Source organism: Anaerophaga thermohalophila DSM 12881 (assembly GCF_000191885.1).
GTDB lineage: Bacteria > Bacteroidota > Bacteroidia > Bacteroidales > Marinilabiliaceae > Anaerophaga > Anaerophaga thermohalophila.
On the sequence record NZ_AEWI01000016.1, the window covers coordinates 1 to 18,205 of the forward strand.

An 18,205-nucleotide genomic window follows, 5' to 3' on the forward strand; every position below is an offset into this window, starting at 1 on the left:
CGCTCAGAATGACAGACTGTTTAATGTCATTCTGAGGAGGTAACGACGAAGAATCTGTTACCTGTTTTTGGTTTCTTTGATGATTAGAGGTTAAATGGTGTTATACATGTTCTGATTGTGGCAAAACGTTGTCATGCTCTTTTCATCTCACATTTAATAAATTGTTACGGCTGTTGGAATTGTTAATATTGTTAATATTGCTGATGTATTAGTTGTTAGAATGTTATAAGTTTTATTACATTAGCTAACAATCCTAACAATCCTAACAATCCTAACAATCTAACAATCTAATAATCTAACAATCTAATGACCTAATGACCTAATGACCTAATATGACAATTTTTGTCATGCTCGTTTTCATTATGTAACTTAGTATTTTCAAGAAACAGTCGAAATGACAAAAGACATTGAGCCCATCTCATCTGTAGTGCTGTTCGGAAGCGGAAATGTTGCCACCCACCTTGCCAAAGCCATGAATGATTCCGGGATCGAAGTCAGGCAGGTTTACTCCCGCACACCTGAACATGCCTGTAAACTGGCAGAATCTAAACAAGCTGATGCAATAACCCGACTCAGTGAAGCCGACACTTCGGCTGATCTATGGCTTATTTCGGTTACGGATAATGCCATTGAACAAATAGCATCCGGTTTACCCCCGTTTAAAGGTATTATCGCGCATACTGCCGGAAGCATTTCCATTGATGTCCTGTCCGGGTTTTCGAATTACGGCGTCTTTTATCCTTTTCAAACCTTCAGCAAAGAAAGAGATGTCGATTTCAACGATGTCCCGTTTCTCATTGAAGGAAACAACGAAGAAACTACTCGCAGGCTACTGAAGCTGGCAGGTATCATGTCGTCCAAAGTAAGTAAAGCAGATTCAGCCGTCAGAGCAACTTTACACATAGCCGCTGTTCTTTCCTGCAATTTTGTGAATCATTTATATACGCTATCGGCCGATTTACTGGAGAAACAAGGACTTTCTTTTGATTATCTCACCCCTCTAATCAAAGAAACCACACAGAAGATATTGTACCTGTCGCCCCGTGAAGCACAGACAGGACCTGCCATACGCAACGATACTGAAGTGATGTCAAAACACCTTGAACGCTTAGCGGATAATCCTTCCTTGCAAAAAATATATGAACTGATGAGTAATGCAATCTTGCAATACCATAAAGCAAGAGGAAATTAATTGTCAGATAAAAGTACCCGACAGGCAGAAGGCAGAAGTAAGATATTAGTTTTTAGTCTGTAGTTAATAGTGGAATATGCTGGTAATGACATGCCCAAAAAATCAGTAGAAGTATGTAAATTTCATGTTTTGATCAGTTTATGATTTTATTTAAATGAACGAGCATGGCAAAGTTTGCCACAAAAGAACATGTATAAAGCTCAACCATGCGAGTTCCATCAGGCCAATAACTTAGATTAATTTTGAACGAATAAAAAATCTCCCCATCCATTGCAATCATCCAAACCAAAAAAAGGGCAGACACTTGTGTGTCCGCCCGTTTTTTGGCACAGAGAATTCGTTTTCAATTATTTCAGGATAATCTTATTTATACTTTCTACGCCCGAATGAGAAACCAGACGCAACAGATAGATGCCGCGTGGTAAATCTGAAACTTCCACAGGAACACTGTTTGATGTGTGGGGATTTATAATTTTCAGGGTTTGTCCGGCCATATTTACCAACTCGATTGAAGAAAGGTCTTCGGCTGAACTGATGTAGAAAACATCCTTCGCCGGATTTGGCCAGATATCAAGACCTTCTATTGAAACTTTGGCAATAGCAGTAGGTATGCTGACAATGTCAGCGGCCGACCGGGGTGCTATCTTAAAGGCACTATAAGTATAATTCATTATACCTGTTATAGACTCAAATTCTTCCGACGTTGAAGGTGTGTGCTCATAAATTGCCTCGTCAACCAATCCGGTATTGGTTCCATCAGTAATTTCAAATTCTCCAAAATTTATGGAAGCATCGGTATACTGAACATTCTCAACAGTTACAAGCATACTCTCCCATTGCTCTTCGGCAAAAGGCATCGTAACAACAACCGGAGCAAAAGGAACACCATTATTAGGTCCAATCTGGTAAGTCAGTAGATTCTGAATTTGTGCCAAATTATAAAATTCTCCTACAGTTCCAACTAAGGAAATAAAATCTCCAACGGTAACATTTCCCACAACATCCGAATCATAAACATAAATACCGCTCCAGGCTGTATTTGCGTCCTGCAGGAAGAAACCCTGGCCACTGATTATTCCTGTAACAATACCCGAGGTAAGAACAGTTTCCCCCATCATGGCAGGAGCACCTGCGCTTTCTCCACGTATATCATAAATGGTAACGTGCGAATCACCATCACCGGTAGTAAATGTCCAGGTAATGGCACTGTTGCCGTTTTGAGCTGCTGCAGTATCATAAAAGCCGTCGGCAGGTACTTCAACACGGTATTCTGTATTGGGGTCAAGATTTCCTCCAAGATTAATGGCTACTGTTTCCCAGTAAACATCTACTTCCGTGGCAATATCAAATGAAGAAACCAAAACATCAGATCCGCCAGCAACAACTTCGTACAATTCAATGGTTCCTGTATTTGCCTGGACATCTTCATTAAAAACGATCAGTAAATGGTTCATCACCACATCACCGCCTTCAGTTACTATGAAAAGATCGGTTGGCACATTAACCGCTCCATTTTCGGGATGAGTAATACCCAATCCGGCAAAATGCACATCTTTCAATTCAAATACCTGGCTTTCGGCAAAAACAGCCGGATTGCTTGCATCCACAATACGCAGCTTGGCATTGGCATCATCAGTGGCATCCAGAGGTATAGTAAAATTAACTGTTTCTAACGTGGCATCGATACCTGTAAGACCTTCAATGTCTTCCCAAACCTGATCTTCGTCCTCCCAAGATTGAAAATTAATCAACTCAACATCCGTGGCATCCCAGGTGAAGGTAACCTCTTGCCCGGTTTCCACAGTTGATGATGAAAGCTGGAAATTGGATAGTTCGGCAGTTGAAGGTGTAGGTGAAAAATTATGAGTTCCCAAATTATCAATATTGTCCTTTGGATATCCGACCCATTCATCTTCCAATGTAGGAAAACCGGAAGTAGGATTTGTGGTTACTCCGCCGGCAACAAATGCTTTTCTCACAATCGTACGATCCTGCAACGAATTAGAAGCAGATGTCCAATATACAGACTCCCCAATACAGCCAATTATATCAACGTAACTATTCGTTGAAATTTTCTTTAAAGCAACAGCATCGTTTCCATTAAAATTAGCCGTTGAAGAACTCAAAACTGTGCCGGAATATATGTTAGCTGAACTATTGGCAATTACTAAAACTTCACCATCAGCAAGATTCCCGGACAAAGTTTCTGTATTAGTGGCAGTAGTAGCTCCGTTAGCAAACAACAGAACCTGATAATCGGTCAAATCTACAGAAGCCCCTGTGCCATTAAATATTTCCAGATATTTATTATTACTGGAACCTTCAACATATTCAGAAAAAAACAGGTCCACTGCATTCTGTGCAGACACAAAACCAAATGCCGCAACAAACAAAAAAAGAAAAAGTAAAGATCGTTTCATAACAAAAAATTTAAAGTTTAAGTTAGTATTGCATCAAATATAAAATAACATACAAAAATTGCAGAGTTCCTTCGTCTTTTCTTCATGATAAAAGCTTACGCAGCTGCGATTATACTCATTTAAAAAGGCAAAAATAAGGTTCAACCAATACGTCATTTTATACGTGACATGACACCGTGCAATTTATCATACTATTGAAAATTATCGAAAAAATATCATAAGTTCAAAATTTAATGGTACTTCTTTATCTTCCTGAAATTAAAATTTTTCGCACATCGGGTCCCGACTGAACAAAATAAACACCGGCATTAAGATTACTTAAACTCATTTCACCTGTAAAACGAGCTTCATGGTAAAGCAAAATGCCGGTAATACTGAAAATTTTAATTTCTTCGGGTACCTGTTTATTGTTTCGTACGTGTAAATCGCTGCCTTCAGTCCAGACAACAATATGGTCTTTTCGCTCGATCTCTCTTATGGATGTTGTACTGATCATAATTGTTTCCGATGGTGCGGATATGAGACTGTTTTTCACCATATTGATGAAATAAGTATAGCTTTTCCCGGGCTGCAGGTTACTCACTTCCATAGATGAAACGTCCGGCTCAATCTCAATATCGAAAACCAACTCACTATCACCAGTGGTTTCATCATAGACATAAACATTAAGGATATAGCCATCGGCACCTGCAACAGGCTGCCAGTTGGCTGTGAAGCCGGTTGAAGTAACATTCGTAGCTTCTTCTGCAACCGGAGGAGAAAGTGATTCGGGAGCAATGCTTGTTCCTGTTATATTGACTGCGATGCTGCCTTCGATGCCACCATCATAAATAGCAATCTTGGCCGAATGCAATTCGTTTACGTTTAAAGGATGGTAAGTCACCTGAAGCTCGTATCCGTTATCTCCGTTGGCAATGGCTGAAGAAATGGTTTCAGTGTTAATATCAAACTGGTCGCTATCCTTTCCGTACAACATTACCCCCAAATCACCGACCAATCCACTTCCGCGTACATATAGAGTAAGGGTTGATGTCTGACCGGTTACCAGGGTACCAAAATTAAGTTCTGTATCATTGGTGGGGGTAGCTAAAACCGGATCGGATAAATCGGTATCGATATAAAATACTTCATCTGTTTTGTTGCCCCAGATATATTCAGCCAGTTGCGGATAATCGATAAAAGGATTCCGGTTATTTTGAATCTGAAAAACGGCTTCATTGCGCTTCAATTCTTTATGACTGACAGGATCTTCACGATGCCACTCAAGCAACATATTAACAGCCCATTCTTTCAGTACCGGATAGGTATTGGAACTGATCATATAAAAATACCTCCATCGGCTGTAATAATCCTGATAACAAGTAACCATGTAGAAATAAGTCCTTGCAAAATCGCCCTTATACTCGTCGGCAGGTTCAAAAACAACCCCGGCAAAGCCGGGATAAACATTATCGCCAACTTTGGATACCCCGTTGTCGAAATCAGGATTATTTCCAACAACGCCCAGCGGATAATTTGATTTGGCCATATTGGCATCCCTGTCGGCGGGGTAAATATGAAAAATATCTGAATAAGGCGCACCTTCACCGTCCCACCAACTTTTAGGAAACGAATGTTCTCTGTTTAATCCCCCCGTATTCTCAAAAGTTCGGGTTATATTTGAATACATATCCCATACAGTACCGTTGTCGCGACGATCGGTTCTTTGAAAGTGATACCACAGACTACCGTAATCGAGCACCGTATGCTTGCTGATAATATGAAAAAGAGCTGTTTTCAGCTCTTCATTCATTTTCCCGTTAGCCGAATTGTAATAACCATTCGGATTCTGGGCATGAACAACAGCCCAAAAAACGATCAAAAAAACACCCGTCAAAAAATAACGCATCTTCCCCATAATAAATTATGCTTCTAAAAAGAGGAGGATGTCTAAAAGTAACTCTTTGAAAAAAATGAATTAATCCCTGCTGCCGCAAGTAGTTTTTCAATTAGTTACACAGAGGTGCACGCAGCACATCACAATTTGTCCCTATCCTTCGGAAGAGATTCACAGAGAGCAATGGACTTTTAGACAGCCTCTCTTTATGATTTATTATTCTATTACAAAAAGGTTTTTTATTTCCCATGTTCCTGCTTCGGACGTCGTTGACTGATACTTGAACGCAATTGTTACTTCATTCACCAGAAATCCGGCAGGAATGTTGATATGTCCACTGTTTACAAAAGTCCAGTCGCTGCCAGAAGGCATCGTTGTGATGTTCAACTCTGTCCATGTCGCTGCTGAAGGATCGCCCCCCGAATAATCATTAGAAATCATCAAAGAATATAATTCCATATCGGTCGCAAAGTTTAAAGCATGATCGAACACCACATAGGGGGCGGAATACCCACTCAGGTCAAGTTGAGGAGATATCAGCCAATCTTCATTTTCCATTGGGGCACCATTATATCCGGACATTTTAGCACCATAGTTCGCATCAAATATCCATACTTCGGCACCAATCACTGAATAAGAAGAAAAGGGAGCCAATTCAGTATCAAAAGCAGCATTAAGAATTATGGCACCTTCCGGTTGGTCCGGATCACCACTCACGCCCTCTATTTCGTAGTTGGTTACATTTTTAACACCGGGAACACCAAAATAAGATTCAAGCGTACCATAAATAAGTACCAGTTTGCCATGATTTTCAGGATTGGTACCCAGATTAAGTACCGGTCTTACATCGTTGTTTGGCAACTGCACCGGAACGCAATTACCCGGATTGGTTTCAGTTGGAGAAGCTGCAATCAAAAGATTGGTTTCCACGCCTGCAAAAGGTTCGGTAAATACGGCGCCTGATATGCTCATGCCTTCAATAACCCCAACAATATAGCCGGTGCTCCAAACCTTATCGGTTGTTGCATTCTGATTGGCAATAATTGAAGCTATGTTGTACGGATTTTCACGTGTTCCATCGCCTTCATCCGACGGGTTGGAGTCTCCTCCACCGCTACTTCCACCATCAAAGACATAATCACTGACATCTTTAATTCCAGGTACATTATAGTAAGTCTCAAGATAGCCGTAAACCATAACTTCCTGCCCAAGATTGCCGGGATTATCAACAAGATTCAATATAGTGCGGGCATCCGTCCCATACACCAATTGTACAGGAATACAATTGTCCGGATTGGTTTCGTTCGGAGATGCAGCAATAAGAATATTACTGCTCACACTAAACGGACCTTCAAAGCGTGATTCATCCTGAATACTAAGTCCGCTTCCCTGTCCATTGTCAATGGCACCGACGATATACCCGGTCACCCACGCTTTTTCAGCTGCGCCCTGATTTTCTATGGCACCGTCTAAATTGTAGGGATTGGCCTGAGTTCCATCACCTGCCGGATTCAAATCACTTCCGGGATCAACTGTAATACCTTTTCCGCTTCTTACGATGAAATTTTTAACTTCCCACGTACCGGCTCTGCTATTGCTCGATACATATTTCAGAGCCACATGAACACCTGCTTTTCCTGTAAAATCAACCGGAATATTCAGGTTACCACTATTGGTCCAGTCATCCCACGAATTGCCAGATGAATAATTGGCAATGGTAATCTGAGTCCATGTAGCTGATGCAGGATCACCCCCCGAATAGTCAGACGAAACCCAGAGAGTGAAATCACTTGAATTTATACCATATCGGCTGATGTGTTCGAAAGTAACATGCACAGCACTGTATTCAGAAAGATCAATAGAGGGAGATATCAGCCAGTCTTCATTGGCATTATTTGATCCACCAACATAACCGGTCATTTTAGCATAACCGTATGAATCAATTTGCCACTGCTGTGACCCGGAAACGCTATATTGCGAGAATGGATCAAGAGAAGATTGAAATGGAACACTCAATATTTCCTCTCCGACACCTCCAATTCTGAATTCGTCGACGGAACCACTGGCAATTCTGACACCTCCTGCTCCAAGAATGGTTTCAATACTACCTTTAACTCGCAATTCTTCGCCCAACAGGTCAGGATTGTCCGATAAGTTTAGCGCTGTTCTCATATCCGATTGAGCCGGAAGATTAATCACCAGGCAATTCGTCCAGTCTGACTCATCAGCCGAAGCAGCTATGACAATAGTGTTAGGCAAAAATGGCGCTTCAAAAGAAATGCCGTCGTTGCTGGTAATGGGGTTACCTTCATTAATTTCCGGAGCAACAGCACCCACAATATAACCAGTTACCCAACCTTCCTTGTCTTCGTCCATATGCGCAAGAGCATAATCAACAGACCACGGGCTGTTTTCGATACCCCAACCATCGGGATTAGTGTCAAATGCCAAATCATCTTTTTCGCGAACCAGTATCTGATTGGTTTCATTAAATTTAGTGAGAATACCTGTCACACTTCCCACTCCACCGGGGATGGTATCACTGGCAAAATCAGCGGCACTGCTCATTCGTCCTATGATTTGCTGTGAGTTATCATTTGCGGATCGAATAACCCGGTTTAGCGTCTGAACACCGCCTTCCTGCGTGGGATATGAAAAAATTTCACCCGCATCATCGAAAAACACACCGTTAAGCTTTACAAGACGCCCATAATTGTCAGCATTTATCGAGCTGATATCCATATCCAACGGAACCACCTGGTCGGGATTCGGATAGCCATCCTTAAAAACCTTAGCTTTTAACAGTTCCCATGGCATCTGACCAATAGAAAAATTTCCGTCGTTATCACGTGAATAACGGTATCCCAATTGCGGCATACCGCCATATTTACCCATATACAAGCCATTAGTTTCAATAAAGATTTTTTGCCCGACACGCAAATCATTGTAAATATTGTTCCGGTCGATGGCAACCATCAATCCACCGGTTTCATCTTCAATAAAAATTTGTTTGTACAAATTTCCCGAAACATCATTGGCTGTAATAACTCCTTCAATGATATCATCTTCAGTTATCTCCACCAAATCTTTATTGTATTTGGCTTTAAAATCACTGATGGAAATATTCGACTGTCCCAAATATTGTGGTTCACTATGGGGAGGGGCATCAAAATTCTCATCGTCGCACGCTGTATTTATAATTCCCAGCGCAAATAAACCAAGAAGTAAAAAATTTAATCTTTTCATAGATAATGCGTTATGTAACAATCCAGATTTCATCCGTATAAAATTTAATTATTAAAGTCGGATGGAACTCGCATGCAAGAACTTATACATATTCTTATTGTGGTAATCTTTGCCATGCTCGTTTCATTCGTTTAAAACTTATTTTTGAGGGAGTTCCTCTAATCATTTGAGTTTATCCCGCTATAATTATTGTTTTCAGGAAATAACAGATAATTAAAACCTGAAATTAACATTAAGATAATAGTTAAGCCCCTGAGCGTAATAATAACGCGATGGGAATGTACTGACATCGTAAGTATCATAATCAAATCGTCCCTGCTCGTAACCACCCGATTTGAGCGAAGTGTTATCTAATATATTATTGACACTCAGATTGATACTCATAGAATAACCGCCATTAAACCGCAAAGATTTACCGATAGAAAGATCCAGGGTTCCCCCGGCATCGTATTTTTCCTGTTCCACTATTTCGGCCACTTTCTCGTTTCTTTCCTCCTGATTAGCGGCAGTAAAATCGACAGCACTGGATGTTCTCCTGACAGGCGATAAATCGACATAATTTCGATCGAAGTAGTTATAGTTTATTTCGAAGAACCAGTATTTGGGATGGAAGTAATCTATGCCTATACTACCTGCTGTTTGTGGTGTTCCTCCCACGTAAAAGTTTTTAAGATAAACCGTTTCTTTTATATCGGGATGACTTCCGTTTTCATACGTAACGTATCCGTCAGGACGATTTTTGTACTGATACTCAGCCAACGTACCAACCGCTTCAATGGTTATACGGGGAGTGACATCTACGGCAACACCCAACTCAACACCACGATGAACTTTACGAACATTAGTCATCGCGTAATTAACAAATGTTCTGTAGCTGTCGTGATAAAAACTGTTCAGTTCATTCTGATCGTAAAAATTGGTTTGAAAAACTGTTGCCCGTCCATTCACCATCGGGGTGGAAACCATATAGCTAAAATCAGCTGATGCAATTTTCTCGCTTGTTAATTCAGGAACAGCGTCATCTTTGGTACGAGATGAAAGATAGGCATTGTAAGGAAGCGGAGCACGTGTTTCGTAAAGAGCATTGAGCGAAACCATATGCCGCCCGGTCATTTTGTATAAGACACCAGCTTTCATTCCCTGGTCAAAAAAGTCGTGGACTTTACCTTTTAGATAAGAGTTTTCGGGAGCCCGTCCGTTTTTCATATTACCATAACGGTAAAAAGAAGTGAACGCTAATTGAGCAGAATAATAAAACTCTGTTTTCGGAAAAGTAAACTCATTCTGAAACCATATATTTCCGCTGTTCACATAAATATTGTAGTCGTATCCGAAAGTATCGTCATCGGTCACCCGACGGTTGGGGTTGTTCAGATCGTTTTGAATCCTGTCGGGCTCTCCCGGAAAGTCACGTTCAGCAAATTGGTCAACGTCAAGCCAATACTCAGACCCCAAAAGATCATTAACCGTTTTATAACTCATCCCTTTCGATCCTTTCATCTCAATGCCTGCCGATATTGTTTGATTTTCGCTGATATCTGTCCGGAAAACCGAGTTAAACACCAATTCCATCAGATCATTATGTCGCTCTTCAACCATGTAAAGCGCACGATCGCGGCCTCGGTTAACCTCATATAGCCTTTCCCAGTCAATCTGACTCACGGTTTCATCGGTTCTCCAGGCTTGGGCATATAGCTCTTTTATTTCCGCTGTGTTTTGCCACGAAGGAAAATACCTGTAGTAATCGGGTCTTGGATCAGCCGAGTTATACCAGTTCAAAGCAGTAGTACCATAAAAATTATATCGTACCCCTATGCCGGTTCGTAATTCAGAATTTTCATTGATATTCCAATTATACGACAAGATGGCAACAGGATCGAAAGACGTTGCGATGCGTGAATTACGCTTTTCACCATTCTGATACCCCCAGTAGGGGTTATAATAATTATTGTCGGTTAAGTCATAGGCTTCCTGAAACGAAGCCCCACTCCGTCCACGCTGGTTGGGAGCGCCAAAAGTCACTAACGACAGCGAATGCTGCTCTCTTTCACCGAAGAGTTTTTCAACCGAAAGAAAATAACCAAAACTGTTATAAGACGTTCCTTCAATATATCCTTCATCTGCCCACCGATAACCAACCGAACCAGTAATGGCTAAATTATTCTCCATTAACCCGGTAGAATAAGTAGCCATTCCTCTCAGCGTATAACTACGATTGGTCAGCGAAGTAGTAATCTTACCGCCTTGGCCGTAACTGGCCGCATTAGTAATAATGTTACTTGTTCCGCCAATATCTCCAAATCCATACCGCGAAGCATCAGAACCAATAGTGATGTCCTTATTACGGGTAGCATCATTTAAGCCGCCTATCATGCTATAATTAAACATTCCTCTTATCTGGTCATTAAAATTAACACCGTTGATATACGTTTTGGTGTATTTACTATCAAACCCGCGTACACGAAAACGCATAGCGCCAAATTTGAAGGCAGTACCCGATAAATACAAATCATCCGATGCCCCCATTAACGAAACGATATGCTGCTCGCCAAAATCACTTTCGTCATCGGTGTCCACTACTTCCAGCGTAGGAATATCGTCAAACACATCTTCCGAAGCATACAAAAAAACATCTCCAACAGTTATTTCCCCTTCGGAAACGCTTTTAATACTTCTGCGCTGAATATTATAGTCCGGATGTGTTATTATTAAACCAACTTCTTCGCCGGGAGGAGCCGCCATCCTAAAATTCCCTTCTTCATCGGATAAAGTCTGTAAATCCGTGTTTTCTATTGAAATAATTGCTCCGGGGAGAGGTTCACCGGAAACAGCATCTAAAACACGCCCTGAAATTTCAGCTTGTTGTGCTAATATTGAAATTAGCGGAAAAAACAATGCCAGAATAACAATTGTAATTTTTCGCATGAACTTTAAAATGATTTATAGAATTATATTTATTTTTTAATCCAAAACATTTGATTGACTCAATACTTTCTAAAAAATTTCAAAAGCCTTGAAAACAATCGCTTATTTTCAAATGAGTATTTATATCATATAATCAAGAGTGCGGTATAAAAAGCATATTTATGTCAAAATCAAGCCGTTTTAATTTTTTATACTGGAGTTGACTTTTATTAATGAGAATTAATAAATTTAAAACACCAACAAGTTCGTCAACAAAGATGCTTTTCAGACTGTACTCAATCATCGATTCTAATAATTATTGCGAATATTCGAATAAAAAAAAACACCAACTTTAAAAGTAAATTAAGTTTTCATTAGTATATAATTAATCTATTGGTCTAATCCCTGCCTGCCGCCTTTTTCATCCTATTTGTGTCAATCTTTGCGATACTCGTATCATTAATTAATACGCTCACTTTACTTCCGTTGGTCTCGTGACATGCAGGGAATAAAAATTAATTGCAATAACATTCACATTATTATCCACGAAAAAAGTATTAATCCTGATCTATCCTGATCTATCGTTAAAATCTTTTTGAATATCTAAAAAATTTTTCGATTAATTATTGACTCTTGTCATGTTTATTTCCAGAAATAACAATTTATTTCATCGGTCAACACACAAATAGGTCTTCAAATAATGAAATTTAAGATAACTGATGTAACATTAATATATTGATTAAAAAACAAAAAATTTAATTACAAGCAATTTATTTTCATCATATTAATAAAAATCTATAACTTTCTTTTGGTATTATATAAATACCCGTTGCAAAGGATTAAACATTTCACTATTATGTTTCTAATCAGAAATAAAAACACTGGCAAACAAAACTATCAATAAATGAGTAAAAGCAGTTTCATTATATAAAGGACAAAAATAAAAACCCTTATAATTTTTTTAAAATATAACTTCATGAAAATTAATTCTTTAGTTAAAACAGCATTGATTTTTCTGGCCATTACCCACATCCTTCCTGCTGATATCAGCGCTCAGAAAATGCATGCAGGCATAATAGCCTTTTATAATCTTGAAAATTTGTTCGACACCATTGACACGCCGGATGTAAAGGATTCAGAGTTTACACCAGGGGGAGAAAAAAAATGGACATCAGATCGATATTGGGAAAAAATTGACCGTCTGGCCAAAGTGATCTCAAAAATCGGGTCCAATGAAAATATTCCGGGACCAGCCATTCTGGGGGTAAGTGAAATAGAAAATAAATCGGTACTTGAAGATCTCGTAAAATCAGAACATATCAAACATCTTAACTACCGGATTATTCATTACAACTCACCAGACAAGCGTGGGGTCGATGTTGCTTTGCTCTTTCAACCACGGTATTTCAGGGTCTCAAATGCCCGTTCGGTTCCGTTAATTATCCAGGGTGAAGATGGCGAGCGTGTCTTTACGCGTGATCAACTGGTTGTATCGGGACAATTTGACGGAGATCCTATGCATTTTATTGTAAATCACTGGCCATCGAGATATGGAGGACAGGAAAGAAGTGCCCCACTGCGAAATGAAGCAGCAAAACTATCACGATACCTGCTCGACTCTATCAAAACCATTCATCCAAATGATAAGGTGGTTATTATGGGCGACCTGAACGATGATCCCCTTAACGAAAGTATTAAAAAACATCTCAATGCAACAGGAAGTTCGAAAAAAATAAAAGAAAATCAACTCTTTAACCCGATGGAAGATTTGTTTAAAAAAGGCATTGGATCACTTGCATACATGGGGAAATGGAACCTTTTTGATCAGATTATTATTACCCCGAATTTTCTTGACAAAAAGAATGACGGCTACAAATTTCATTCGGCAAGGATATTCAATGATCCTTTTCTATTGCAACAAACAGGCAGATATAAAGGATATCCCAATAGAACTTTTGTAGGAAATGAATACCGTGCAGGATTTAGCGACCATTTACCTGTTTACATTCTTGTTTTAAAAGAAATTGAATAATTGAACCAGAAAAAATCTTCTTGCCAAAATTTTTGCAAGCAAGCGGCAGTGCCGTGCAGCCCGATTTCCGGACACTCTCTGCACCGTAAACGAAGTGCCGAAGTGTCGGGTACCAAGAAAATGTTGATTCTAACTAAATTCTTTAATGAAACGAGCATGACAAGGTTTCACCACAATAAGAATAGAAATAAACCTTACATGCGAATTTCATCAGACCAATAACTTAGACTAATTTTATACTGATAAAATAAAATAGTATTTTCGCTTCCACAGAAAAACAAAATCAAGGCGTTTTAATTTTTTGCACCGGAATTAACTTATTGTTAATGAGGATTCATCCGTATAAAATTTATTTTTAAGGTCGGATGGAACTCACATGCAAGAACTTATACATATTCTTATTGTGGCAAACTTTGCTATGCGCGTTTCGTAAATGAGTAATTTTCGGACAAGCGTAACACAGTAAATGGCACTTTATGGACAGACACTTAATAAAGCAAAAATCATAATACATGACCAATTTCAAAGAAGACCTGATGAAAGTAAAGGCTTTTGTTTTTGATGTTGACGGAGTGCTTTCGTGGCAGGTTATTCCTTTGCATCCGTCGGGAGAACCAATGAGAACAGCCAACATCAAAGACGGTTTTGCCATTCAACTGGCGGTTAAATTAGGCTATCCGGTGGCTATTATCACCGGCGGGAAAACCGAATCTGTTCTCAGGCGATATACTAACCTGGGCGTTCCGGATGTTTATATGGGTTCGTCCGATAAAATTATTGATTTTGAAGCATGGGTATCAAAATACAATATTAATCCTGAAAATGTACTCTACATGGGCGACGATCTTCCGGATTATCCGGTTATGAAGAAAGTCGGCATTCCTGTATGCCCGGCCGATGCTGTTGAAGAAATCAAATCGCTGTGTAAGTACATCAGTCATTTTAAAGGCGGAGAAGGATGCGTACGCGACGTTATGGAGCAAGTCCTCCGGGCCCAGGGCAAATGGGGAAAAGACTTAACCTGGTAAGGCGGAGGTTAGTAGTTCTGGCATTCAAAATCAGGGACCGAATCGAATAAAAACCAGCCATAATTTGACAGGTTTCGACATAGACCCTACCAGTTTCTTCAATTTTTAAACAAAAAAGCTATGATGGCATATCTAAAGCTAATACGGTATAAAAACCTCATCATTATTGTGCTTTTGCAGTGTCTGCTGCGTTATGGTTTGCTCCTTCCGGTGCTTCATCACTTCGATGTTTCACCAGCGCTGAGTCATTTACGTTTCGGCCTTTTAGTGATTTCCACGGTACTCCTGGCAGCCTCGGGGTATGTCATCAACAATTATTTTGATGTACGAATCGATCGCATCAACCGGCCCGATGAGGTGGTTGTCGGCAGAGAAGTGCCACGAAGGACTGCCCTTCTTTTGCATGTTATCCTAACATTTGCAGGGGTGTTCACGGGTCTGTTTATTGCCTACATTACCCGTAAAGAAAGCTATGCTCTGTTGTTTATCGTGATCCCCGGGCTATTATGGTACTATTCAACAACTTTGAAAAAGCAGATACTGGTAGGCAACCTCACCATTGCCTTGCTGACAGCACTGGTTCCTTTTATGGTGGTATCACTCGAATTTGCCACGCTGGCAAGAGTTCATGGCAGCTCTGTTTTACAATCCGAGGCTTGCTCCACTGCGTGGTTCTGGACAACGGGGTTTGCCTTTTTCGCATTCATCAGCACACTGATGAGAGAAATCATAAAAGACATGGAGGATGTCGAGGGCGATCGCGAAGCCGGATGCCATACCCTGCCCGTTGAAATGGGAATAGATTACTCGCGAACCATCGTGATGAGCCTGGCCATTGCTTCAGTGATTGCACTATGGATCATTCTGGCATTTGTCCCGCAGCTCAGAACCAGTTATATCAGTTGGGGTTATTTCCTGTTATTTCTGACTGTTCCTTACCTGTTGCTGGCCATGAAAATATTAAAAGCAAAAACAAAAAAAGAGTTTAGAACAGCAAGTCGCCTCAGCAAATTCATAATGCTGATGGGTATATTGTTTATTTTAGTAGCGCGTACATTTTTTGTTTAGCCTGTGATGCGATAATAGTTTTGTAATCTTAAATAAATAAAGAATATCCGCACCATAAAACTCATTTTTGTCTATTGTGCCGAATATTCGAAAAAATCTAACGGACTGTTGTAGGATAATCCGATCACAAATGTTTTTGAAGAATCTTGAAAAATACAACATCACATTAGCATCAGCCTCACCTCGCAGACACGATTTGCTGAAAAAGGCAGGCATAAAGTTTTCAATTGGAAAAGGACGTGAAGTAACGGAAATTTTTCCGCCTGACATGCACATTGACGATATTGCACTCTATTTGGCAAGACTCAAATCAGAAGCCTGGCAGGACATCTGGAAAAAGAAACACCAAATGGTTATCACAGCAGACACCATTGTGGCGATTGATAACCAGGTAATCGGTAAACCAGAAAACCGTGATCATGCCGTTAAAATGCTGGAGACACTATCGGGTCGTTCACACCGGGTACTTTCAGGCGTTGTTGTCAAAACTGCTGATCTGGAAAGAGCTTTTACCGATATTACGACAGTTCATTTTAAACCTCTCGATACACGGCAAATCCAATATTATATCGACCATTTTAAACCTTATGACAAGGCCGGAGCTTATGGTATCCAGGAATGGATTGGAATAACCGGGATCGATCGAATAGAAGGAAGCTGTTTTAACGTCATGGGACTGCCTGTTTCCCGCCTTATAGACGAATTGGAATATTTTTAAATAAATCGGTTATCATTATGAAGAAACTAATCCTCGTACTAATTTTCCTTCAACTTGTATCTGCTTCTTTTGCCAAAGAAGGAATGTGGATTCCCCTCCTTCTTGAAAAATACAACATCGAAGAGATGCAGGAAATGGGATTTAAGCTAACGGCGGAAGACATTTACAGCATCAACCAGGCCAGCATGAAAGATGCTGTGATGATTTTTGGCGGCGGCTGCACTGCAGAACTCATTTCCGATGAAGGCCTTATCATTACCAATCATCATTGCGGCTACTCGGCTATTCAGTCGCACAGCACCGTTGAAAACGATTATCTGACCAATGGATTCTGGGCGATGTCTAAAGAAGAAGAACTACCCAATCCCGATCTCACTGTTACATTCCTCAAATATATGAAAGATGTGACCGACAGCGTGCTAAAGGGTGTTGAGGAAACAATGACCATGAAAAAGCGGGAAGAAATCATTGAAAAAAATATCAAAGAAATTAAAGAAAAGGCTACTAAAGATACACATTACACAGCCATTGTAAAACCATTTTTTCATGGCAATCAATATTTCCTTTTTGTCAACGAAGTATACAAAGACGTAAGACTTGTGGGTGCTCCTCCATCGGCCATAGGCAAATTTGGAGGTGACACCGATAACTGGATGTGGCCCCGTCATACCGGCGACTTTTCTCTTTTCAGAATATATGCCGATGAAAACAATGAGCCTGCCGAATACAGCCCCGGCAATAAACCCTTTAAGCCCAAAAAACATTTTCCTGTTTCGCTGAAAGGCATTGATGAAGGTGATTTCACGATGGTATTTGGATACCCTGGAAGTACCGATCAATATGTTCCTTCGTATCACATACGAATGCTGACTGAAGAAGTATATCCGGCACTTATTGACATGCGGACACAAAAGTTGAATGTGATGAACAAATATATGAATGCGGATCCCGCTGTTCGTATACAATATGCTGCTAAAAAAGCCGGTGTTTCCAATTCGTGGAAACGCTGGCGGGGAGAGATACGTGGACTGAAAATTCTCAATGCAGTACAAAGGAAAGAAGAATACCAATCTGATTTTCAGGCATGGACAGCAAAAAATGATGAACGTTCTCAACGCTATGGCAGTCTGCCGGAGGAATATGAAAAACTGTATCAGCAGCTGGGGGAGGTTCGTTTGGCCCGCGACCTGCTCTTAGAAATAATCTCACGAAGTGGCGGTATTGAAGTTTCCCGTGTTGCTGCCATGTTTCGTCCGCTTATTGCCGCTTATGAAAAAAATGAAACACCGGAACAAGAAGAAATCGACAAAATCAAAGAAAAATTAAAGAAGGACATAAAAGAATTTTTTAAAGACTACCACCAACCCGTTGACCATGAAATAACAGAAGATATTCTTTCCCTCTATGCGGCTAAAGTTGACAGTGAATATCTGCCAGCCATTTATAACCACATCGAAAAAAAATATAACGGACGGTTTGAAGACTATACAGACCGGTTATTCAGGAAAACCCGGCTTGCAGACAAATCATCAGCCCTGGAGCTGGTTGATGATTTCTCGGAGCGAACGGTAAAAAAAATCAAGAAAGACCCGGCATGGGAACTTTACGACAGCTTCAGAAATGTTTATCAGGATAAAATCTATCCTCTATACCGGTCTCTCAGTCTTACCAACGTAAGCCTTCGGCCTCGCACATATTGCAATCTCCGTGCTAACAGCCTT

10 protein-coding genes are annotated in these 18,205 nt (G+C 40.2%); 6 read left to right on the forward strand and 4 right to left on the reverse strand.

The features are described from left to right. Positions 1-394: 394 nt before the first annotated feature. Positions 395-1,192: a Rossmann-like and DUF2520 domain-containing protein gene (locus ATH1_RS0106580; RefSeq protein WP_010419214.1), complete on the forward strand. Its 798-nt coding sequence runs from the start codon at positions 395-397 to the stop codon at positions 1,190-1,192. A gap of 347 nt (positions 1,193-1,539) precedes the next feature. On the opposite strand, the gene ATH1_RS20080 is transcribed toward ATH1_RS0106580, so the two are convergent. The 4 genes from ATH1_RS20080 to ATH1_RS0106605 form a co-directional block, all read right to left on the reverse strand. Further along, positions 1,540-3,612 (reverse strand): T9SS type A sorting domain-containing protein, encoded by a 2,073-nt coding sequence (locus ATH1_RS20080; protein ID WP_010419216.1) that lies wholly within the window; start codon positions 3,610-3,612, stop codon positions 1,540-1,542. A 244-nt stretch (positions 3,613-3,856) separates the two neighbouring features. Next, positions 3,857-5,509 (reverse strand): endonuclease, encoded by a 1,653-nt coding sequence (locus tag ATH1_RS0106595; RefSeq protein ID WP_245531732.1) that lies wholly within the window; start codon positions 5,507-5,509, stop codon positions 3,857-3,859. Positions 5,510-5,704: 195 nt separating this feature from the next. Further along, positions 5,705-8,734, reverse strand: a complete 3,030-nt coding sequence (locus ATH1_RS0106600; RefSeq protein WP_010419218.1) for a DUF6359 domain-containing protein — start codon at positions 8,732-8,734, stop codon at positions 5,705-5,707. A gap of 213 nt (positions 8,735-8,947) precedes the next feature. Next, positions 8,948-11,659, reverse strand: coding sequence for a carboxypeptidase-like regulatory domain-containing protein (locus tag ATH1_RS0106605; protein ID WP_010419219.1), 2,712 nt, complete (start codon positions 11,657-11,659; stop codon positions 8,948-8,950). Between the two features lie 955 nt (positions 11,660-12,614). On the opposite strand from ATH1_RS0106605, the gene ATH1_RS0106620 reads away from it, so the two are divergent. From ATH1_RS0106620 to ATH1_RS0106640, 5 genes are all read left to right on the forward strand, one after another. Next, positions 12,615-13,670, forward strand: a complete 1,056-nt coding sequence (locus ATH1_RS0106620; RefSeq protein WP_010419221.1) for an endonuclease/exonuclease/phosphatase family protein — start codon at positions 12,615-12,617, stop codon at positions 13,668-13,670. Positions 13,671-14,182: 512 nt separating this feature from the next. Then, positions 14,183-14,698, forward strand: a complete 516-nt coding sequence (locus tag ATH1_RS0106625) for a KdsC family phosphatase (RefSeq protein WP_010419222.1) — start codon at positions 14,183-14,185, stop codon at positions 14,696-14,698. Positions 14,699-14,818: 120 nt separating this feature from the next. Beyond that, positions 14,819-15,766 carry a geranylgeranylglycerol-phosphate geranylgeranyltransferase gene (locus ATH1_RS0106630; RefSeq protein ID WP_245531733.1) on the forward strand — a complete coding sequence of 316 codons (948 nt, stop codon included), beginning with the start codon at positions 14,819-14,821 and terminating at the stop codon, positions 15,764-15,766. Between the two features lie 130 nt (positions 15,767-15,896). Beyond that, positions 15,897-16,484, forward strand: coding sequence for a Maf family protein (locus ATH1_RS0106635; protein ID WP_010419224.1), 588 nt, complete (start codon positions 15,897-15,899; stop codon positions 16,482-16,484). Between the two features lie 17 nt (positions 16,485-16,501). Further along, the coding region (locus ATH1_RS0106640; RefSeq protein ID WP_010419225.1) for a S46 family peptidase at positions 16,502-18,205 on the forward strand (1,704 nt) is incomplete at its 3' end.